The 19,371-nt window shown below is 64.9% G+C and carries 19 protein-coding genes; 4 read left to right on the top strand and 15 right to left on the bottom strand.

Annotation, left to right across the window (positions count from 1 at the left end; all coding sequences use genetic code 11):
- Nucleotides 1-35 precede the first annotated feature (35 nt).
- Complete coding sequence (locus tag ACW7G0_RS08910) at nucleotides 36-317, top strand: ComEA family DNA-binding protein (RefSeq protein ID WP_456960969.1); 282 nt, start codon at nucleotides 36-38, stop codon at nucleotides 315-317.
- A gap of 191 nt (nucleotides 318-508) precedes the next feature.
- Nucleotides 509-1,114: a HutD/Ves family protein gene (locus ACW7G0_RS08905; protein ID WP_456989204.1), complete on the top strand. Its 606-nt coding sequence runs from the start codon at nucleotides 509-511 to the stop codon at nucleotides 1,112-1,114.
- Nucleotides 1,115-1,123: 9 nt separating this feature from the next.
- Here ACW7G0_RS08905 and ACW7G0_RS08900 read toward each other — a convergent pair whose 3' ends face one another.
- The 15 genes from ACW7G0_RS08900 to ACW7G0_RS08830 all read right to left on the bottom strand — a co-directional run bounded on the left by ACW7G0_RS08900 (nucleotide 1,124) and on the right by ACW7G0_RS08830 (nucleotide 17,780).
- Entirely contained in the window at nucleotides 1,124-2,794 is a 1,671-nt protein-coding gene (locus ACW7G0_RS08900) for a sulfite reductase subunit alpha (protein WP_456989203.1), read from the bottom strand.
- On the bottom strand, nucleotides 2,791-3,795 hold the full coding sequence (locus tag ACW7G0_RS08895; RefSeq protein WP_456989494.1) for an FAD:protein FMN transferase: 1,005 nt from the start codon (nucleotides 3,793-3,795) through the stop codon (nucleotides 2,791-2,793). The genes ACW7G0_RS08900 and ACW7G0_RS08895 overlap by 4 nt, the downstream gene beginning before the upstream one ends.
- Nucleotides 3,796-3,849: 54 nt before the next feature.
- Nucleotides 3,850-4,650 (bottom strand): DUF4198 domain-containing protein, encoded by an 801-nt coding sequence (locus ACW7G0_RS08890; RefSeq protein ID WP_456989202.1) that lies wholly within the window; start codon nucleotides 4,648-4,650, stop codon nucleotides 3,850-3,852.
- Nucleotides 4,651-4,720: 70 nt separating this feature from the next.
- On the bottom strand, nucleotides 4,721-5,278 hold the full coding sequence (locus ACW7G0_RS08885) for a DUF2271 domain-containing protein (protein ID WP_456989201.1): 558 nt from the start codon (nucleotides 5,276-5,278) through the stop codon (nucleotides 4,721-4,723).
- Nucleotides 5,279-5,295: 17 nt separating this feature from the next.
- Entirely contained in the window at nucleotides 5,296-5,934 is a 639-nt protein-coding gene (locus tag ACW7G0_RS08880; protein WP_456989199.1) for a PepSY-associated TM helix domain-containing protein, read from the bottom strand.
- Nucleotides 5,935-5,992: 58 nt separating this feature from the next.
- Nucleotides 5,993-8,155 carry a TonB-dependent receptor domain-containing protein gene (locus ACW7G0_RS08875; protein ID WP_456989197.1) on the bottom strand — a complete coding sequence of 721 codons (2,163 nt, stop codon included), beginning with the start codon at nucleotides 8,153-8,155 and terminating at the stop codon, nucleotides 5,993-5,995.
- A 123-nt stretch (nucleotides 8,156-8,278) separates the two neighbouring features.
- Nucleotides 8,279-8,971 carry a Fe2+-dependent dioxygenase gene (locus tag ACW7G0_RS08870; RefSeq protein WP_456989195.1) on the bottom strand — a complete coding sequence of 231 codons (693 nt, stop codon included), beginning with the start codon at nucleotides 8,969-8,971 and terminating at the stop codon, nucleotides 8,279-8,281.
- 12 nt (nucleotides 8,972-8,983) lie between these two features.
- Complete coding sequence (locus ACW7G0_RS08865; protein ID WP_456989193.1) at nucleotides 8,984-11,311, bottom strand: catecholate siderophore receptor Fiu; 2,328 nt, start codon at nucleotides 11,309-11,311, stop codon at nucleotides 8,984-8,986.
- A gap of 191 nt (nucleotides 11,312-11,502) precedes the next feature.
- Nucleotides 11,503-11,823 carry a non-heme iron oxygenase ferredoxin subunit gene (locus tag ACW7G0_RS08860; RefSeq protein ID WP_456989191.1) on the bottom strand — a complete coding sequence of 107 codons (321 nt, stop codon included), beginning with the start codon at nucleotides 11,821-11,823 and terminating at the stop codon, nucleotides 11,503-11,505.
- Nucleotides 11,820-12,359: a GNAT family N-acetyltransferase gene (locus tag ACW7G0_RS08855; RefSeq protein ID WP_456989189.1), complete on the bottom strand. Its 540-nt coding sequence runs from the start codon at nucleotides 12,357-12,359 to the stop codon at nucleotides 11,820-11,822. The genes ACW7G0_RS08860 and ACW7G0_RS08855 overlap by 4 nt, the downstream gene beginning before the upstream one ends.
- Before the next feature lie 11 nt (nucleotides 12,360-12,370).
- Nucleotides 12,371-13,663: a cysteine desulfurase gene (locus ACW7G0_RS08850; protein ID WP_456989187.1), complete on the bottom strand. Its 1,293-nt coding sequence runs from the start codon at nucleotides 13,661-13,663 to the stop codon at nucleotides 12,371-12,373.
- Nucleotides 13,664-13,677: 14 nt separating this feature from the next.
- On the bottom strand, nucleotides 13,678-14,973 hold the full coding sequence (gene sufD / locus ACW7G0_RS08845; RefSeq protein ID WP_456989185.1) for a Fe-S cluster assembly protein SufD: 1,296 nt from the start codon (nucleotides 14,971-14,973) through the stop codon (nucleotides 13,678-13,680).
- Nucleotides 14,973-15,752, bottom strand: a complete 780-nt coding sequence (gene sufC / locus ACW7G0_RS08840) for a Fe-S cluster assembly ATPase SufC (protein WP_456989183.1) — start codon at nucleotides 15,750-15,752, stop codon at nucleotides 14,973-14,975. Before sufC ends, sufD begins: the two co-directional genes overlap by 1 nt.
- A 34-nt stretch (nucleotides 15,753-15,786) precedes the next feature.
- The gene (gene sufB, locus ACW7G0_RS08835) at nucleotides 15,787-17,223 is read right to left on the bottom strand and encodes a Fe-S cluster assembly protein SufB (protein WP_456989493.1); all 1,437 of its coding nucleotides are present in this window, start codon (nucleotides 17,221-17,223) and stop codon (nucleotides 15,787-15,789) included.
- A gap of 89 nt (nucleotides 17,224-17,312) precedes the next feature.
- Nucleotides 17,313-17,780, bottom strand: a complete 468-nt coding sequence (locus tag ACW7G0_RS08830) for an SUF system Fe-S cluster assembly regulator (RefSeq protein WP_456989181.1) — start codon at nucleotides 17,778-17,780, stop codon at nucleotides 17,313-17,315.
- Between the two features lie 98 nt (nucleotides 17,781-17,878).
- On the opposite strand from ACW7G0_RS08830, the gene ACW7G0_RS08825 reads away from it, so the two are divergent.
- Together ACW7G0_RS08825 and ACW7G0_RS08820 are read left to right on the top strand one after the other, a co-directional pair.
- A complete protein-coding gene (locus tag ACW7G0_RS08825; RefSeq protein WP_456989179.1) occupies nucleotides 17,879-18,364 on the top strand; it encodes an SET domain-containing protein in 486 nt (161 codons plus the stop codon).
- A gap of 48 nt (nucleotides 18,365-18,412) precedes the next feature.
- Entirely contained in the window at nucleotides 18,413-19,216 is an 804-nt protein-coding gene (locus ACW7G0_RS08820; protein ID WP_456989177.1) for a 3-hydroxybutyrate dehydrogenase, read from the top strand.
- Nucleotides 19,217-19,371: the final 155 nt, after the last annotated feature.

Genomic DNA, 19,371 nt, shown 5'->3' with positions numbered 1-19,371 from the left:
ACGGAAACCCCAATTTTCGCAACAGGAGTCTCGTCATGAAAAGCCTCGCACTCATTGCCAAGTCGTTGGTCCTCTCGCTGCTGTTGGCGGGCACGGCCCTTGCCGCAGAAACCGTCAACGTCAACACCGCCGACGCGGCCACCATTGATCGCGTGCTGCTCAACGTCGGTCCGTCCAAGGCCCAGGCCATCGTCGATTACCGTGAAACCAATGGTGCGTTCCAAAGCGCCGAGCAACTGGCGATGGTCAAGGGCATCGGGCTGAAGACGATCGAGAAGAACCGCGACCGCATCACGGTGGGCAGTTCCAAGAAGTAGGTCGCCGTCGAGTCGACGTGGGCACGGATTGCCCGTGGAGTCAGGGGGAAACCCTGGACAGGGATGTACGCCGCCCGCCGCAGAAGGATCTGCGGCGGGCGGCAGCTTGCCAGCAGCCGTCGTTGGTGTGGCGTCGTTGGCGCGGCCGTGGTGCGTGGATAGACTGGACGCCCGTTTCACGAGCTGCAGTCATGGATTCGCGTGCTATTGGGTCAAGTGTTATCCCGGCAAGCCAGTACCGGCGCGAACGCTGGCGCAACCAGCTCGGCTGGACCCGCGAGATCCTTCGGCACGGGCCGGCAGATGACTGGGACTGGCGGCTGTCGATTGCCGAGATCGAACGTGATGCCGTCTTCTCGCCGTTTCCCGGCGTTGATCGTGAGCTGGTGCTGCTGTCCGGCAATGGCGTGCGGCTGCGCTTCGACGATGGCGAGGCAGTGACCCTGCAGCGCCCGTACGAGGGTCATCGCTTCTCCGGCGAATGTGGCGTCACCGGGGAGCTGCTGGATGGGCCCACCCAGGACTTCAACCTGATGTGGCGCCGCGACCGTGTCGAAGCCGAGTCGTGGCACCGGCCCCTGGTGGGCCCGATGGTTATCTTCGGTGAGCCGGACACGACCTGGATTGTCCATGTGCTCGCGGGCGACGCGCGCTTCGCGGCCGATTCGGGGCTGGCGCCGATGCAGACCGCCGATACCGCCATCCTTGCCGCCTCCGAGGCGCGCGTGCGCTACGTTCTTGAGGGTGCCGGCGAGATTCTGGTGATGCGGATCAGCCCGCGCTCGCCCTCTCAATAGTCGCCCCCCTCAATAAACGTCGCGGCGGTAGCGTCCATCGGCGGTCATCGCTTCCAGCGCAGGGCGGCCGACGATCTGGGCAAGCGCCTCATCCACGGCCGGTGCCATGCCCTGGAGGCTGCCACAAACGTAGATTGCTGCGCCCTGTTCACACCACGAGCGCAGTTCCTCGGCCCGGGCCTGCACCAGGTGTTGCACGTAATGGCGCTGCTCCTGGTCACGCGAGAACGCCAGGTCAAGGCGCTCGATCCGGCCTTCGCGATGCCAGTGCTCGAACTCGTCGCGGTAATGGAAATCGTGCTGGTGCGTGCGTTCGCCAAACAGGACCCAGTTGCGATGGTGGCCTGTCTGGACGCGCTCGCACAGCAACGCCCGCAACCCGGCCAGGCCGGTGCCGTTGCCGATCAGCACCAACGGCCGATCGTCGGCGGGGCGATGGAACGACTCATTGCGGCGGATCCGCAGGTCGATCCGCGTGCCCGGGTCGGCGTGCGCGGTCAGCCAACCGCTACCAATGCCTGACGTGTTATCCGGGTGCCAGACCTGTCGTACCAGCAACCGCAACTTGCCTTCCGCGGGGATGGAGGCGATCGAGTAGGCACGGTGGGGCAGTGGTTGAAGCTGGTCCGCAATCGCCTGGGCCGCATGGCCATTTATCGACTCGGGTGCCAACAGCCGGCTGCGAGCCACCAGTTCGGCCAGCGAGACCGGGCCGGCGCCGTCTTTCACCATGGTGTCGCCGGCGAGCGCGACACGGTTGAGCCAGGCCTGGACCGTGGCGGCGCCGTGGCGTGGACCGACTTCGGCGATGTCGCCGGCTTGCCAGGTCAGCTCGTCAGCCTCGTGCGGCAGCAATGCCAGGTCGAACACGGGGCCGCCCGGACTGCCGGGGTTGAGCAGATGACGTTCCTGCAGTGACCAGGCGCGGTAGCGGGGACGGCTCCAGTCGGGCTGGTCACTGTCACCCCCCAACTGGCCCAGGTGGTACTGCCAATGGCGAAGCGCGCCGGGATCGCAGTCATCGACCTCGATCAGGTCGAACAGCGGCTGCGCGCCGGTATCCCGCAACCAGGCGTCCAGCCGGTGGCCGAAAGCACAGAATTGACCGTAGTCGCTGTCACCCAGCGCAAGCACGCCGTAGCTGAGATGCTCCAGGCGAAGATCGGTCCGGCCCATGGCCCGCTCCACGAAAGCGGCCGCCGGATCGGGGGCATCGCCTTCGCCGGTGGTACTGGCGACAAACAGGGCGCGTCGGGTGTTCTGCAACTGGGCGTCATCCAGTGTTTCCAGCGCGGCGACCGCCGCCTGTTGGCCAGCCTGCTGCAATGACGCTGCGGTTCGTCGCGCCAGTTCTTCGGCTTGGCCGAACTGGCTGGCGTAGGCCACCAGCCAGCCTTGGCTGGCGCTGTCGGGGTCGAGCATTGGTTGGGTGGCGATATCCGTCGCCGTCGCACGCCGACGCGTCTCGCCCAGCAATGCGATGAATCCCAGATAGGCCAGCACCACCGCAGCTGCCATCAACAGCCTTGGCCGGCCCGGATCGATCCATTGCCATGGTTCGACCTGCCAACCCGCCAGCGCGATGGCCAGCACGACCAGCATCAGCGCCAATAGCAGGTTGCCGCGTCGACCCGGAACGGCAGCCGCATTGGTCGGGTGCATGGTGACGATCGTGCTCATTGCGATTGCACGTGGCTCGCGAAGGCAGGCGTCATCCGGCTGGAAAAACCGTCACCTTCGTGCCAGGTCAGCAGTACTGCCAGACCGCGGCGCTGGGCATAGTCCCAGCCCCGCTGCGGGCCCAGCACGGTCAACGCGGTGGCCAGGGCATCGGCCTGCATGCAGCTCTCGTGCAGTACGGTGACCGACGCCAGGCCGTGTGTCACCGGGAACCCGGTGCGTGGATCGATGGTGTGCGAGTAGCGTTGACCCGCGTCGTCGAAGTAGTGGCGGTAGTCGCCCGATGTCGCCATCGAAAGCCCGTCCAGCGCAACTACACGCTGGATGTCGTTATCGATCGTATCGTCGGGTGCCGGGCGTTCCACCGCGATCCGCCAATCGCTGCCGTCATTCTTGCGTCCATGGCCACGGAGCTCACCGCCGACCTCGACCAGGAACGCCTCCACTTTTTGCCCGAGCAGGAACCGCGCGACCTGGTCGACGCCATAGCCCTTGGCAATGCCGGACAGGTCGACATAGACACCGCCGGGCTGGGTGGCGGTGCCATCGGCGTTGATCGATAGTTGTCTCCATCCGACCCGCTTGCGCGCCGCGGCCAGTGCGTTCGACGCGGGCGGGTGCTGGCGATCGTTCCCCTGTTCGCTGTTGCCGGGGCCAAAACCCCACAGGTTGACCAGCGGTCCGACCGTCGGATCGAACGCGCCGCCGGTGTCCGCGGCCAGCTCCAGCGCCGCGTCGACCACTTCGTGCAGTTGCGGCGGCAACACGACGCTGGCGCCAGCGACCGCGTTGTTGAAACGACTGAGGTCGGAGTCGGCTTCCCAGGTGCTCATCTGCGCGACCACCCGATCCAGCTCGGCCTGGATACCGCGCCGAAGTGCCGGCAACTCGCCAGGCTCGGCCTGCAGCGTCACCGTCCAGGTCGTGCCCATCGTCTGCCCGTCGAGTGTCTGCAGTGGCATGGCGATCGCCGCCAGCGGCCACAGCAGCCACCCCAGCATCAGGCTGGCTGCCAGGGCACCGATGCGCATGGGTCCGAGTCCGACGTGCATCGGTTACAGCGGCAACACTTCGAGCGTTGCCACGTAGCTGAGGCGACGTTCGCTGGCTTCCGGCACCGAGGTGTGCTGGTCGGTGCCGGTGGTCTCCAGCCAGTACATGCCGGCTTCCGGCCAGGTCACTTCGAACTTGCCGTCCGCGTCACTGACCAGGTTGATCTGGTTCTGTTGGTCGCGATAGCGGGTGCCACCGGGGACGACCTCGATCTCCAGCCCCGACGCCGGCTTGCCATCGATCAGCAGCTGGAAGGTCGCGGTTTCACCGGCGTAGAGGTCGTTGGGATGGGTGACCGGTAGCAGTTCCAGTCCGTTGCCGGTGGGCTGGAGCACGGTAGTGGTCGGCGAGCCGACCGTGGCGAAGGTCTCCACGCGTCCCAGACGCTGGGAAACCTGCACGTCGGTGGCACCGTCCGGTATTGCCTCCGGACCACCGCGCCAGCGCTTCGCCTCGCCATTGAGTTGGTAGCGCCCCATCAGGCCGTCGTTGACCACGGCCAGCTTGTAGGTGCCAGGCTGGGTGAGTTCCAGGTCGAAAACACTGCGGTACTTGCCGGTCGCCGGGTTCGCTGGCTGCAACTGGCTGCCATCGGGCGCGGTAATCTGTAACCCGTCCAGGCGCAGCGGCACGTGGTTGAAATAAAACAGGTCGTTGGAGACCGCCGCGTCCACGGTCACCCAACTGCCCACGTCCGAGAACACGGTGGCGGAGGGGCGCAACCAGGCCTTGTGGGCGAATGCGCTGGGGGCGAAGCAAAGGCTTAGCGAGACGGCGATGGCGATAGTGCGCAGGTTCATCATGGGAGTCCTTGTTGATTGAGATTGATGTGGTTTGATCGTTGTGCAGTCGGTGACCGGCCCGGAGCGCAGCTCAGGGCTCCAGCGACAGCCGGACCTGGCCCAGCTCGCTGTCGCCTTTGGCCTGCATCTGCTGCGGCGCCTGCACCGGCCACTGGAAAGGAATGCTGACGACCTCGCGCCCGCCGACCTCGCGCGCGGCCTCGACGATCAGCTCGTACTTCCCCGGTGCAAGCCCCTTCAGGGGCGCCCGGGAGTCGTCGAAGCGAAGTTGCTGCTGGCCCGCCGGACGGGTGGCACCGCTGACGCCATCGACCGGCATCGACAGCGACCGGCCGCTGCGACGCCACCACTGGCGCATGTCCTTGAGCCACTTGCTGCCTTCGTCGCCCTTCATGTCATGGTCGTACCAGACGGCAAGATTGGCGGCCACCGTGTGGTCCGGTCGCTCGATCCACACCGCGACGTAGGGCCGGTGGTACTCGGCCACGTTCATCCGTGGAATCTCCACGGTCAGGTTGAGTTCGGCGGCAGGCAACGCGGCCGGAAGCACCAGCACGATGGCCAGTACCAGCGGCCGGAAGCGTCTGGACGCAAACAATCGGGTCACGGAAGGTGAGGGCGGGCGCATTCGGAATACCTGTCTTGTCAGTGCATGAATAGGAGGATCAACAGCGTCGGCACGACCACGCCCAGAGCGACCATCGGCCAGGTCTTGCCGCGCTGGCGCGAGTGCATCTGCAACAGCCATAAACCGGTCAGTGCGAACAGCAGGCAGGCAACGGCGAAGAGGTCGATGAACCAGCGCCAGGCCGTACCGGTATTGCGGCCCTTGTGGAGGTCGTTGAGCCAGGCGATCACCCCGCGTTCGGTGCGTTCGTACTCCAGGTCGCCACTGGCGCGGTCAATCGCCAGCCAGGCATCGCCGCCGGGGCGCGGCAGCGAGATGTAGACCTCACTGTCGGACCACTCCACCGGCCGACCGGCAACGCGCACGTCCAACTCGCCCGCCAACCACTGGATCACGCTGGGTGGCAGCGGCGCGGCGTCATCGAAATCTCCCGCCAGGCTACGCAGGACGCTCGGCGGCAGGGTGTCGACAAGATTGGTGACCGCCGGCGTGGATTCGATCTGGGCGGCGTGGTTCAGGGTGAACCCGGTGACGGAAAATGCCAGCAACGCAAACAAACTGAACGCGGCACTCATCCAGTGCCAACGATGCAGTGTCTTCAGCCACCAGCCACGGGTGGCGGTGTTTCCAGGAGTTTTGGGGGAGGCGGAGGACATTCCGATCAGCTTACTATCAATGAGAATCACTCGCAATTGGAATGTCCGTTCCGATTGCTCAGAAGTCCACGTTGAGCGACAACCACAGGCGACGTCCGGCTTCGCTGGTGCTGCGGCTGTTGGCATAGGCGACGCTGCCGTTGTCGTCATACGGCAGGTAATCAACGAAATCCTTGTCGAACAGGTTGTAGACAGCGGCATTGAGGCTGACGGCGTCGGTGAGCTGGTAGCGCCCGCCGAGGTGGAATTGCGAGTACGGCTTGTAATCGCCAAGTTGTTCCTGAACCGCGCTGTCGGCGCCGCGATAGCGCGAGCTGCGGTACTCGGCGCGCAGGTACATATCCAATGCATCGCCCGCCTGCCAGTTGAGGCTGGCGTTGAGCAGGTGCCTGGGTGTGTTGGTCAGCGGCTCGCCCTTGGCTGCCCCGGTCTTCTGCTCGCTGTCGATATGGGTGTAGTTGAGCAGCAGCTTCAGGCGCTCGGCCAGGGGCAGTTGCATGGCGAACTCGGCGCCACGGGTTACCGCACTGTCGATGTTGACCGTTTGGCCGAGCGTGGCCGAGCTCGGGAAATAGCCCACGTCGACGCAACTTGCGCCATCGAAATAGGCGCTGTCGTACTCGGCCTGGCTCAAGCCATAGGCGCAGTTGGTGACCGGCGTTCCACGCGCGATCTTGTCGTTGAAGTCGTTGTTGAACACGGTCAAGCTGGCGCTGAAACCGTTGGCGGTGGCGTAGTACGCGCCCAGCTCGGTGGTCGCGCTGGTTTCCGGCTGCAGGCTCGGCGTACCGATCAGTGGAATCGTGCCCTGGCCGCCAAAACCCTTGATGCCAGCGGTGAGATCCTCGACGTTTGGCGAGCGGAATCCTTCGCTGTAGCCGCCCTTGATTACCCAGTTGGAGCTCGCGTTCCAGACCAGGTAGGCACGTGGACTGAGATGGCTGCCGAAGGTGCTGTGGTCATCGCGGCGTGCGCCGAGGGTCAGGTTGAGTGTGTCGTTGATCCGCCACTCGTTTTCGGCGAACAAGGCCCATTGATGGAACCCGAACGGCGCCGAGGCGATGCCATCGACCAGCTCGGCATCCAGGTACTGACCGCCGATGATGAGTTTGTTCGGGCCGATGTCGGTGATCAGCTTCGTGTCGAAGACGCGGTTGGTGTTTTCCAGTTTGCGAGGACCGTCTGCATCCGCGGTGCCGGCAGGAAGCAGCCGCCCGATGGTCTCGGTCGTGCTTTGCTGCAGGCTGGTTTCCAGGGTGCCAAAGGCGAGCCGCGCATCCCACGCCAGCGTCGCCTGGTCGCGGTTGAAGCGCAGGGCTTCCGCGTAGCCACGACCGCCCAGTGTGCCCATCTGGCCTTCGCTGTTGTCGTACTTCTGGCGATTGCCGGACAGCTCCAGCCACAGGTCGTGGTTGTCGGATGGTGTCAGCACCAGGCGCGCGCCGACATTGTGGTTGTCGTAGCTGACCGGGTTGGCTCCCATCCACGGTTCGATCTGGTTGCCATTGACATCGCGATAGGTGGTTCGGGCCTGGTCGCGCTTGAAATACCCGCCCTGCAATGACAGGCCCAGCAGGTCGTCTGCCAGGGGGCCGTCGAGATAGAAGTTGGTGCCATGCGAGTCGCCGAACTCCGCGTGCTCCTGCCGGGTGGTCTGTATCCCCACCGAACCGGCCCACTGGGTGCCGACCTTGCGGGTGATGATATTGACCACGCCGCCCATCGCGTCGGAGCCATACAGGGTCGACATCGGGCCACGAATGATCTCGATGCGCTCGATCGCCGACATCGGCGGTATGAAGTTGTTGGCGGTATTGCCGAAATTGTTCGGGCCGACGTTGCCGGAGGTGTTCTGGCGGCGGCCGTTGATCAGCACCAGGGTGTACTCGGCAGGCATGCCCCGCATGCTGATCTGCGGAGCGCCGGTCTTGTCCACGCCCACGCCGACGTCCACGCCTTCCACGTGCACCAACGCATCGGCCAGGCTGTGGATGGGCCTTTGCTCCAGGTCCTCGTGGGTGATTACGGTGATGCTGGCGGGAGCCTCGCGCACCATCTGCTCAAACCCCGAGGCAGTGACTACCACCGCATCCAGGTCGGTCGGGCCGGCGGCGGCACTTGCACCTTCGGCCAACGCGGGCTGGGCCAGGGCAGCGAGCAGTGCGACGGCGAGGGTCGCCCGACGCAGGACACGGGAGTGGGTTGGGGTCACAAGGGTCATAAGGGTCACGGGAGTCATGGAAAAACACGGGCTGCCGGTCGGGCAGGCGCGCAAAAGGCAGCAGACGGGAGCCTGCTGGCAACGGCGAATGGGGTTTGGCGCGGCGCGATGTTGCGTCGTGGCTCAGGTCTCCGCCCAGCGGCGCAGCAGGTTGTGATAGACGCCGGTCAGCTGCAGCAACGCATCGGGGTCGGCACCGGAGCGGGTCAGGGCCTGGATGGACGTGTCCAGCTCGAACAGCAGCCGGCGTTGGCCATCGTCGCGCACCAGGCTTTGGGCCCAGAAGAACGCCGCCAGGCGCGCGCCGCGGGTCACCGGCTGCACCTTGTGCAAGCTGCTGGAGGGATAGATGATCAAATCGCCGGCCGGCAGTTTGACCTCGTGCTCGCCATAAGTGTCGTGGATCACCAGCTCGCCACCGTCGTACTCGTCGGGCTCGCACAGGAACAGCGAGCAGGACACGTCGGTGCGCAGGGTGGCGGCGAGCTGTCCTGGCGGAGCGGCCGGGGTCATCACCGCTCCGTCGACGTGGAAGCCGTATTGCCCACCACCTTCATAACGATTGAAGCGCGGCGGCAAGGTACGCAGCGGCAACACGGCGGCGAAGTACAGCGGACTGGCCGCCAGCGCCGCCGAGACCACCTGGCCCAGTTGCTGGCGCAGCGGCGAGGCATCGGGGAGCTGGAAATTGCGCTTTACCTGCGCGCCTTGCGGACCGACGGTTTCCTTGCCGTCGGTCCACTGCGCGCCATCGAGTGCCTGGCGGAACCGGGCAAGCTGGTCGCGATCAAGGATTCCCGGGACGTGCAACAACATGGCGTGGCTCGCTCAGAAGTGGAAGTTGGCGGTCAACATGACCGAGCGCGGCATACCGGGCGTGTAGCGGTAGCCGCTCTTGTTGATGGCCGCCACGTAACTTTCGTCCAGCAGGTTGTAGAGGTTCAGCCGCAGGTCGAGATGGTCGTTGACCGCGTAGCTGGTGACCGCGTCGACCACCCAGTAGTCCTCGGTATAGGCGGGCGTGCCGACGGCGCCATCGTTGCCACGCTTGAGCTCGCCGGAGTAACGCACGCCGCCGCCGATGGTCAGGCCGATGGGCAACTGGTAGGTCGACCAGGCGGTGAACGCGCGTTTGGGCGTGTAGGCCAGGTCCTGCGATCCGTCAGTGGAGACGGTCGGGCCTTCCAGCACTTCGGCATCCATGGTGGTAAAGCCGGTTGAGACCGACCAGGCGTCGCTGATCTTGCCCACCGCGCTCAACTCCAGTCCACGCACGCGCTTGCGGCCGCTCTGGTAGTACTGCTGGTCGACCGGGTCGCGCACGACTTCGTTGCTGATGCGGGTGTCGTACAACGCGGCCGTCAGCAACAGTCGCTTGTCGAGCAGGTTCCACTTGGTGCCGATCTCGGCGGTCTTTGCTTTCTGCGGGTCCAGGGCCGGATTGTCGGCACTGCTGGCCGATGAGCTCAATTCCAGGTTGCCGCCGCCCGGGGGTTGCTGGGCGATGGCGTAGTTGGCATAGACGCTGGCATGGGACGCCGGCTTGTACAACGCACCCAGCTTCCAGTTGACCAGGGTGTCGGAGGTCTCGGCATCCACGCCGGGCACGATCGATCCGTCGGCAAGGGCCCCGCAGTCCGGCCCGCGGCGCCCGCCGCACGGGACCAGGCTGCTGAAGGCCGTCTTGTAGTGATCCAGCCGGACCCCGCCGTTGAGCTCCCACTGCGGGTTGAAGGTGATGGTGTCGAACGCATACAGCGCGACGGTGTCGGTCCGGCCATCGCCGCGAGCGCCGTTGTGCTCCCACGCCAGCCCGCCGACGTCGGGATCGGGGGCATAGATGTTGGCCGCCGGCCATGCCGTGCCGGCAAGCTCGTCGACGCCGCGGGTGGCCAGGTTCTCGCGGATCAGTTCCAGGCCGGTGTTGAGTTCATGCTGCACGCTGCCGGAGGTGAAACGCGTGGCCAGGCTGGTCTGGTTGGTGATGATCCGGCTGCTCTGGTCCTTGAAGGTCGGCAGCGAGCGGGCGATGGTCCAACTGCCCGGGTCGGTGATATCCGGGGTGACCAGGTTGGCGGTCGAGCCCATGAACGCCGTCAGCATGTAGTCCTGCCGGGTCCGGCCCCAGCGGGTGATGTTAGTCAGCCGGGCCGTATCGGACAGGTCATGCTCGACCTGCAACGTGACCATGTCGGCGGTGACATCGTCGTAGTCCGACAAGGTGCCGTAGAAATTGCGCGGATCCACCGGCGGCGCGGTCGCCAGCTCCGGACGGGTGGGGTCGGGCGAGCTATAGCCGGGCAGGCCAATGGTCGGCACGCCTCCGTCAGGCAGGTTGTTCTGTTGTACGTGGAGCAGGTTCAGGTACACCCGGGTTGCCGAATGCAGCCCGAAGGCCAGCGACGGCGCGATCGCCCAACGCTTGTTCTCGATGGTATCGCGGCCGGGGACGCCGCTGTCCTGCGCCATGACGTTGAGGCGGAACGCATTGGCATCGCCGAAGGTCTGGTTCCAGTCCGCGGTGACCCGCTTCTGATCGGCGCTGCCGTAGGACGCGGTCACTGATGACTTGTTGCGTCCGAACGGTTGCTTGGTCACCAGGTTGATGGCGCCGGTGGGGGCGGTGCGGCCGTTGTCGGTGCCCGCCGGGCCCTTGGCGACCTCGATCTGCTCGATGTTGAACACGTCGCGGGAGATCGACCCAAGGTCGCGCACGCCGTCCACGAAAATACTGCCGGAGGTATCAAAACCGCGCAGGTAGACCGCGTCGCCGGTGGTGGTGTTGCCGTTCTCGCCGGCGTAGAACGTGCCGACGCCGGGGCTGTTGCGCAAGGCCTCGGTAAGCGTCGTCGCGCCCTGCTCGTTGAACAGGTCCTTGCCGATGATATTGATCGTCTGGGTGGTGTCGACCAGTGGCTGGCTGAATTTCGGCGACGACAGATTGCCCGATGAGTAGACCTTGCCGCGCTTGCCGTGGACGTTGATCTCGTCCAGCTCGGTGGTCTGGACCACGTCGGCAGCGGAGCCACCAAGGTTCTGTGCCGAGGCGGTCATCGGTGCTGCCAGCGCCAGGCCGGTGATGAGTGAGGCTGCGGTCAGCGATTGCGAGGATGACGCGAACGGGGACGAATGCTTGCGGCTTTTGATGTGGCTCATTTCCATGCCTTGTATGGGGTCGCGTTGCGCTCGGAGGGCGGCGCATGACTACGCAAGTCAATGACGGTTTCGAGGGCGCCATTTAAACGCAATTGAGAATGATTCGCAATCACCATCTGATGTTGCACCCATGAAAACGCACGCGTGGCATGCATTCGCTAGCTGGATCAGGGTGGTGTTGCCGTGCTTTCTCAGCGGTGGTCACGGGTCCAGACGACGCCGTCATCGACCTTGACCGGAAAATTCACCACCGGCTCGTAGGCGGGCGGACACAGTGCGCGGCCGTCGCGGACGTCGAACTTGGCGCCGTGCAGGACGCATTCCACGGTCGCCTCCTTGCCGTCGAAGCGGCCGGCCGACAGTTCGAAGTCTTCGTGCGAACAGCGGTCCTCGAAGGCGTAGTAGGTGCCATCGAAATTGACCACCATGATCGGCGTGTCCCCATCCCAGGCGACCGTGGACTCCCCCGGCAACAGCTCGGCGGTGGTACACACGCGGGTCCAGCCGGTCATGGCGTCGTCCCGCGAAGGGGTTTTTCCAGCACCTCGAACCGCAAGTCATCCCGCCGCGGGATACCGAAGCGCTCGTCGCCGTAGGGAAACGGCTTGAACACCCCGGTACGGCGATAGCCGCGGCGCTCATAGAATGCGATCAGCTCGACGCGCACGTCGATCACGGTCATCCGCATCATGGGCAACTGCCAGTCGTCGCGCACCACACGTTCGGCCTCGTCCATGACCCGTTTGCCGATGCCGCCGCCTTGCAGGTTCGGCTTGACCGCGAACATGCCGAAGTAGCCCGCGCCGGTGTCTTCGCAGACATGCGCGCAGGAAAGCAACTCGCCGCTGCGCTCGAGCAGCAGGATCCGGCTGCGATCGCGCTGGATATCGTCGACCAGCACCTGTGCATCGATCCGATTGCCGTCGAGCACGTCGGCCTCGGTGGTCCAGCCCTGGCGGCTGCTGTCGCCGCGGTAGGCGGCGGTGACGAAGGCCACCAATGAATCGATGTCGGCGACGGTGGCGTTGCGGAAGATGGTTTCGGGCATGGGCGGCCTGTCTACAGGAGCAGCTTGCGGACCTTCACGAGCGCGGCCACGAACACATCGATCTCCTCAAACGTGTTGTAGAACGCGAATGACGCGCGGCACGTCGCCGGCACGCCGAAGTGCTGCATCAGCGGGTGTGCGCAGTGATGGCCCGAGCGCACCGCCACGCCTTCCAGGTCGAGCAGGGTGGCCAGGTCATGCGCGTGTGCGCCTTCGATCAGGAAGCTGATCACGGCCGCCTTCTCGCGCGCATGGCCGAAGATGCGCAGGCCCTCCACTTTCGACAGCTTGTCGGTCGCGTAGGCCAGCAGTTCCTGCTCACGCGCCTCGATGTTGGTCATGCCGATGGCGGAAAGGTAGTCCACCGCAGCGCCCAGGCCAATGAAGCCGGAGATGTTCGGCGTGCCGGCCTCGAACTTGTGCGGCGCGTCGTTGTACACGGTGCCTTCAAAACGCACCTCCTTGATCATCTCGCCTCCACCGAGGAACGGGGGCATCGACTCGAGATGCTCGCGGCGTGCCCACAGCACGCCGGTGCCGGTCGGTCCGGCCATCTTGTGGCCGGTGATGGCGTAGAAGTCGCAGCCGATGGACGCGATGTCGAGCGCACGATGAGGCGCGGCCTGGGAGCCATCGACGACGGTGACGATGCCACGCTTGCGCGCCTGCTTGCAGATCTCGCGCACCGGATTGACCGTGCCCAGTACGTTGGAGACGTGGGTCAATGCGAGCAGCTTCACCTCGGCAGTGAGCAGGCCATACAACTGGGCGAGGTCGAGATCGCCATGCTCGTCCAGCTCGGCGACCTTCAAGGTCGCTCCGGTGCGCTCGGCGACCAGTTGCCACGGCACGATGTTGGCGTGGTGCTCCATCCGGGTCAGGACGATGGCATCGCCGGGTCGCAAGCGCGGCAATGCCCAGCTCCAGGCGACCAGGTTGAGCGCGAACGTGGTGCCGCTGCACAACACCAGTTCGTTCGCGCGCACGTTTAGGAACTTCGCCAGCTTGTCGCGGGCGCCTTCGTAGGCGTCGGTAGCCTCGGAGCCCAGCGCGTGGACGGCGCGGCTGACGTTGGCATTGTGGTGGCGATAGAAGTCATCCACCGCCTCGATCACCGCCGCGGGCTTCTGCCCGGTGTTGGCCGAGTCCAGGTAAACCAGTGGCTTGCCGTGGACCTGACGGGACAGCAATGGGAAATCGGCACGCACACGGGCCCAGTCGATCGGCGTGACAACCTCGCCGGTGTAGTCACCCGATGCGGGCTCATGGACACGCCGGTCGATGAGTCCTCCTGCCTTGGGCATGCCGATCTCCGCGTTCATGCCATTGCCACCGTTTCCGCCAGCGACTGATCCAGCCGTGCCGACGCCGCCTCGCGCGTGCCGGTGTCTTCGAACACCGACAGGGTTTCACGACAGAATGCGGCGGTCAGCAGCGCACGCGCCTGTTCGACCGGCAGCCCGCGCGAGCGCATGTAGAACATCGCCGTCGGGTCCAGTTGGCCAACCGTTGCGCCATGCGCGGCCTGTACTTCGTCGGCGTTGATCACCAGTACCGGCTGGGTGTCGATTTCCGCGCCTTCGCTGAGCAGCAGGTTCTTGTTGGACAACATCGCATTGGTGCCATCGGCGCCCTGACGGATCTCGATGCCGCCGTGGAATACCACCCGCGCCCGGTCGGCGCCGATGCCGCGCCAGGTCAGTTCGCAACTGGTGTCGCGGCCGGCATGGTCGATCGACAAACGGGTGTCCAGGTGGCGGCGACCGGCACCGAGCAACACGCCGTTGGCATGCAGCCTGGACGCGTTGCCCTGCAGGAGCACGTTGAGCTCGTGGCGCGACAGGCCCGCACCCAACTCAAGGTCCAGTCGCCGGTACTCGGCGCGCTCGGCGAGAACCGCATCGGTGCGGTTGATCAGCGTCGCGCCGGGGGCTTCGGCTTGCACCCGGGCATGGGACAACCGGGCGCCGACGCCGACATGGACATGCATCAAGGTGTTTGCGAAGTGGCGGTGCTCGGCGCCCGCCAACTGGTGTTCCACCACGCCCAACTCGGCGCCGTCGGACAGCTCGATCAAATGGCGCAGATGCCAGGCTTGATCGCCTTCGGCCGCAGCGCCGATGAATACCAGGTGCACCGGTGCGGTCGAGCGGGTATTGGCTTCGGCACGCAGGACCATGCCTTCGGTGGCCAGCGCCGCGTTGACCTTGGCGAACACCTCGTCGCCACGTTCGAACTTGCGCGCCAGGAAGCTGGTCTGGTGGGCGTCGCCGTTGTCCAGCACCTGCGACAGTGGCTGCACGCTCACCCCGGTCGGCAGTTCGGCCAGGTCGGATCCGGCCGCATCAAAGCGACCGTTGACGAATACGATTCGCGGCGCAGGGATGGTGGCCAGCAGTTCGCGATCAAACGAGACGGTGCCCGCAGAGGGTGCGAACACACGACGCTCCAACGCCCGCAAGGGGGTGTACTTCCAGCTCTCGACGCGTGAGTGCGGCAGGCCATCGCGCAGGGCCGCGTCGAGCGCGGCACGGCGATGGTCACCCAGGCCACCGGCATCGCGGGCGGGCAGGGTGTCGAAAGATGAGGCAAGCGAGTCGAGCAGGGCGCTCATCAGGCAACCGCCTCCGGCGCGGCCATGCTAGGTTCAATCCGATCCTTGATCCACTCGTAACCGTGCGCTTCCAGTTCCAGTGCCAGTTCCGGCCCGCCGCTCTCCACGATCCGGCCATCGGCCAGCACATGTACCGCGTCCGGCTTGATGTAGTCCAGAAGGCGCTGGTAGTGGGTGATCACCATGAACATCCGGTCGGGCGAGCGCAGCGCATTGACGCCGGCGGCGACGGTCTTGAGCGCGTCGATGTCCAGGCCCGAGTCGGTCTCGTCCAGGATTGCCAGGGTCGGCTCCAGCAAGGCGAGCTGGAAGACCTCGTTGCGCTTTTTCTCGCCACCCGAGAAGCCCTCGTTGACGCCGCGGTGCAGCAGTTCGTCCTTCAGGTGCAGCACTGCGAGCTTCTCGCGCACCAGCTTCAGGAACTGCATCGAGTCGACCTCGTCCTCGCCGCGCGCCTTGCGCTGCGCATTGAGTGCCGTGCGCAGGAAATAGGTGTTGTTCACCCCCGGGATCTCGACCGGGTACTGGAACGCGAGGAACACCCCGGCGGCGGCGCGCTCCTCCGGCTCCAGCGCCAACAGGTCGCGGCCCTTGAACGTCACCGAGCCTTCGGTGATCTCATAGCCCTCGCGACCGGCGATGACGTTGCCCAGGGTCGACTTGCCCGAGCCGTTGGGGCCCATGATTGCGTGGACCTGGCCGGGCTGCAGTTCCAGGCTGAGGCCTTTGAGGATTTCCTTATCACCGATGCGGACATGGAGGTTTTCTATCTTCAACATGATTGTGTTCTCGTGATGTTTCTTGAAATTCGGCTCAGCCGACCGAGCCTTCGAGGCTCACTTCCAGCAACGCTTTGGCTTCCACCGCGAACTCCATCGGCAGCTCGCGGAAGACCTGCTTGCAGAAGCCGTCGACGATCATCGACACCGCATCTTCCTGGCCAATGCCGCGGCTGCGGCAATAGAACATCTGGTCGTCGCTGATCTTGGAGGTGGTGGCCTCGTGCTCCACGGTCGCGGTCGGGTTGCGCACCTCGATATACGGGAAGGTGTGCGCGCCGCAATGCTTGCCGATCAGCAGCGAGTCGCACTCGGTGTAGTTGCGTGCGCCTTCCGCCGATGAGGCGATCTTGACCAGGCCACGGTAGGTGTTCTGCCCGTGTCCGGCGCTGATGCCCTTGCTGATGATCGTGCTCTTGGTGCGCTTGCCGATGTGGATCATCTTGGTCCCGGTGTCGGCCTGCTGGCGGTGGTGAGTCAGGGCGACGGAGTGGAACTCGCCGGACGAGTCATCGCCGATCAGCACGCACGACGGGTACTTCCAGGTGATCGCCGAACCGGTCTCGACCTGGGTCCAGTGGATCCGGCTGCGCGCGCCGCGGCACTCGCCGCGCTTGGTCACAAAGTTGTAGATGCCGCCGACGCCGTTCTCGTCGCCCGGGTACCAGTTCTGCACGGTGGAATACTTGATGTCGGCTTCTTCCAGCGCGACCAGCTCCACCACCGCCGCATGCAGCTGGTTTTCGTCGCGCATCGGCGCGGTGCAACCTTCCAGGTAGGACACCTTGGCGCGGTCCTCACAGATGATCAGGGTGCGCTCGAACTGCCCTGTGTGGCCGGCATTGATGCGGAAATAGGTGCTCAGCTCCATCGGGCACTTCACCCCGGCCGGGATGAACACGAAGCTGCCGTCGGAGAACACCGCCGAATTCAACGCGGCGAAGTAGTTGTCACCGGTCGGCACCACCGTGCCCAGGTACTTCCTGACCAGTTCCGGGTGGTTCTTGATCGCCTCCGACATCGAGCAGAAGATGACGCCCTTGTCGGTCAGCTCCTTGTGCACGGTGGTGCCGACCGAGACCGAGTCGAACACCACGTCCACCGCCACGCCGGCCAGTTTGGCGCGCTCGTGCAACGGGATGCCAAGCTTGTCGTAGGTGTCGATCAGCTCCTGCGGCACCTCGTCCAGTGACTTGTACTTGGGGCCTTTGGGCGCTGAGTAGTAGCTGAGCGCCTGCAGGTCGATCGGCGCGATGTTCAGCTTGGCCCAGTCAGGCATCGGCATCGTCAGGAAGTGGCGATAGGCCTCCAGGCGCCACTCGGTCATCCACTCGGGCTCTTCCTTGATCGCGGAGAGCTGGCGGATGATGTCCTCGCTCAGACCTGGCGGCAGGCTGTCGGTTTCAATTTCGGTGATGAACCCGGCCTCGTACTTGCGGCCGAGCTGTTCATGGATTTCACGGTTGGGCATGTCCGCCTGCTGCGCGGTCGCCGCGTCTGGAGGCGTGCGTGAAGTCGGGTTTTCAATGGTTTCGGTGGCCATGGGCTGCCTACTGTCGGTCATGCGTTGGAGAGGCGAAGGTCAATGCGCTTCGAGTCGGAAAGATGGGGTGGCGCGGAGGGCGTAAGCGGCGTCAGCATCTGGGCCAGGCTTACCGCACGCAGCGCATCGGCCACGACATCGTTGATGTAGCGCCAGTTGGCGCGCACGTTGCATGAATCCTCGATCTCGCAATTGCCTTCGTGGATGCTGCATTCGGTCATTGCCAACGGGCCTTCCATCGCCTCGACGATTTCGATCAGGGTGATCGCCCCGGCAGGACGGGCCAGCCGGTAACCACCGTTGGCGCCACGAAAGCCTTCCACCAGGCCAGCCTGGGCCAGCGGCTTGAGCAGCTTGCTCACCGTTGGCGTTTCCAGCCCGGCACGGTCGGCGAGCTCGGGCGCGCTCAGCACGACCAATGGATCGGCGGCCAGCACCGTGAGCACGACGGTGGCGTAATCGGTGAGTCGGGTGACACGTAACATGGCTGGACCCTCAATCAGTACCGTTATTGTACGGATTATCGGGGCGGGGGCCAAGTACATTTGTCGGTTCACTCCCATTTCTACCCCCGGAAGCCCGTATGCCGCGAAAGATCATCGCCCGCCACTCCGCCATCCACGGCAACGGTGTGTTTGCCGTCGCGCCCATCGCCAAGGGCGAGCGCATTGTCGAGTACAAGGGGTTGCGTCGTACCCACCAGGAAGTGGATGCCGGTGATACCGGCGACCCGGACTCGGGTCACACCTTCCTGTTCACGCTGAACGACGAGTACGTGATCGATGCCAATTACCGCGGCGGGGTTGCGCGCTGGATCAACCACAGCTGCGAGCCCAATTGCGAGGCGTTGCTGGAAGAACACGACGGTGATGACCGCAGCAAGGACCGGGTGTTCATCGAGGCGATCAACGACATCGCGGCGGGCGAGGAACTGGTCTACAACTACGGCATTACCCTGGCCGAGGCCCACACCGCGCGGATGAAGCGCATCTGGACATGCCGCTGCGGCGCGGGCAGCTGCACCGGCACCATGTTGCAGCCCAAGCGCAAGAACAAGCACAAGGACTGAGCCCATTCGTTAATATCGCGCCATCCCCACCACAGCAGGAGCGTGCGCATGAGTTCGATCCAGGGCAAGGTCGCCATTGTCACCGGCGCGGCCAGCGGCATCGGCAAGGAGATCGCATTCGAGTTGTCGCGTGCCGGCGCGCTGATCGCCATTGCCGACATCAATCTCGACGGCGCCAAGGCGGTTGCCGATGAGATCGAGCAGGCCGGCGGCAAGGCGATCGGCGTCGCGATGGATGTCACCGACGAGGCGGCCGTCAATGCCGGCACCCAACAGGTCGTGGATCAGTTCGGCGCGGTCGATATCCTGGTGTCCAACGCTGGCATCCAGATCGTCAATCCGATCGAGAACTACAGCTTCGCCGACTGGAAGAAGATGCTCGCGATTCACCTTGATGGCGCGTTCCTGACCACCAAGGCGGTATTGCCGCACATGTACCGGGACGATGGCAGCGGCAAGGCGAGCCGCGGCGGCGTGGTCATCTACATGGGCTCGGTGCATTCCCATGAAGCGTCGAAGCTGAAGGCGCCGTATGTCACCGCCAAACATGGCCTGCTGGGCCTGGCGCGGGTGTTGGCCAAGGAAGGCGGCGAGCGCGGCGTGCGCAGCCACGTGGTCTGCCCGGGCTTTGTCCGCACGCCGCTGGTGGACAAGCAGATCCCGGAACAGTCGAAAGAGCTCGGCATCAGCGAGGAGGAGGTGATCCGCGACGTGATGCTGGGACAGACCGTCGATGGCATCTTCACTACGGTCGAAGACGTCGCCAAGACGGTGCGTTTCCTCGCCGAATTCCCCAGCGCCGCATTGACCGGGCAAAGCCTGGTGGTCAGCCACGGCTGGTACATGCAGTAGGCCGAAGTACCGGCGGCCGGCCAACCTATCGGAGATTCAGGCCCGTGCGCCTGATGCGAATCTGCAGCCGCGAAACTCTACCGGCGCGACGCTGCCTCGAACGTCTTGAGCCTGGTGCTGGTCGATGCGTGACCTTCGGGGGATAGGATCCTGTC

The sequence above is a fragment of the Lysobacter sp. A286 genome (genome assembly GCF_054052105.1).
The sequence above is the reverse complement of the archived record's forward strand: the minus strand, read 5'-3'. Positions and strand labels throughout refer to the sequence as shown.

Bases quoted from the DNA above. Each gene is read 5' to 3' on its own strand.
- ACW7G0_RS08850 (WP_456989187.1), bottom strand. From the start codon at position 13,663: ATGCCCAAGGCAGGAGGACTCATCGACCGGCGTGTCCATGAGCCCGCA.
- ACW7G0_RS08875 (WP_456989197.1), bottom strand. From the start codon at position 8,155: ATGACCCTTGTGACCCCAACCCACTCCCGTGTCCTGCGTCGGGCGACC.
- ACW7G0_RS08905 (WP_456989204.1), top strand. From the start codon at position 509: ATGGATTCGCGTGCTATTGGGTCAAGTGTTATCCCGGCAAGCCAGTAC.
- ACW7G0_RS08900 (WP_456989203.1), bottom strand. From the start codon at position 2,794: ATGAGCACGATCGTCACCATGCACCCGACCAATGCGGCTGCCGTTCCG.
- ACW7G0_RS08855 (WP_456989189.1), bottom strand. From the start codon at position 12,359: ATGCCCGAAACCATCTTCCGCAACGCCACCGTCGCCGACATCGATTCA.
- ACW7G0_RS08885 (WP_456989201.1), bottom strand. From the start codon at position 5,278: ATGCGCCCGCCCTCACCTTCCGTGACCCGATTGTTTGCGTCCAGACGC.
- sufD (WP_456989185.1), bottom strand. From the start codon at position 14,973: ATGAGCGCCCTGCTCGACTCGCTTGCCTCATCTTTCGACACCCTGCCC.
- ACW7G0_RS08890 (WP_456989202.1), bottom strand. From the start codon at position 4,650: ATGATGAACCTGCGCACTATCGCCATCGCCGTCTCGCTAAGCCTTTGC.
- sufC (WP_456989183.1), bottom strand. From the start codon at position 15,752: ATGTTGAAGATAGAAAACCTCCATGTCCGCATCGGTGATAAGGAAATC.
- ACW7G0_RS08880 (WP_456989199.1), bottom strand. From the start codon at position 5,934: ATGTCCTCCGCCTCCCCCAAAACTCCTGGAAACACCGCCACCCGTGGC.
- ACW7G0_RS08870 (WP_456989195.1), bottom strand. From the start codon at position 8,971: ATGTTGTTGCACGTCCCGGGAATCCTTGATCGCGACCAGCTTGCCCGG.
- ACW7G0_RS08910 (WP_456960969.1), top strand. From the start codon at position 36: ATGAAAAGCCTCGCACTCATTGCCAAGTCGTTGGTCCTCTCGCTGCTG.
- ACW7G0_RS08895 (WP_456989494.1), bottom strand. From the start codon at position 3,795: ATGCTGGGGTGGCTGCTGTGGCCGCTGGCGGCGATCGCCATGCCACTG.
- ACW7G0_RS08820 (WP_456989177.1), top strand. From the start codon at position 18,413: ATGAGTTCGATCCAGGGCAAGGTCGCCATTGTCACCGGCGCGGCCAGC.
- ACW7G0_RS08830 (WP_456989181.1), bottom strand. From the start codon at position 17,780: ATGTTACGTGTCACCCGACTCACCGATTACGCCACCGTCGTGCTCACG.
- ACW7G0_RS08825 (WP_456989179.1), top strand. From the start codon at position 17,879: ATGCCGCGAAAGATCATCGCCCGCCACTCCGCCATCCACGGCAACGGT.
- ACW7G0_RS08865 (WP_456989193.1), bottom strand. From the start codon at position 11,311: ATGAGCCACATCAAAAGCCGCAAGCATTCGTCCCCGTTCGCGTCATCC.
- ACW7G0_RS08860 (WP_456989191.1), bottom strand. From the start codon at position 11,823: ATGACCGGCTGGACCCGCGTGTGTACCACCGCCGAGCTGTTGCCGGGG.
- sufB (WP_456989493.1), bottom strand. From the start codon at position 17,223: ATGCCCAACCGTGAAATCCATGAACAGCTCGGCCGCAAGTACGAGGCC.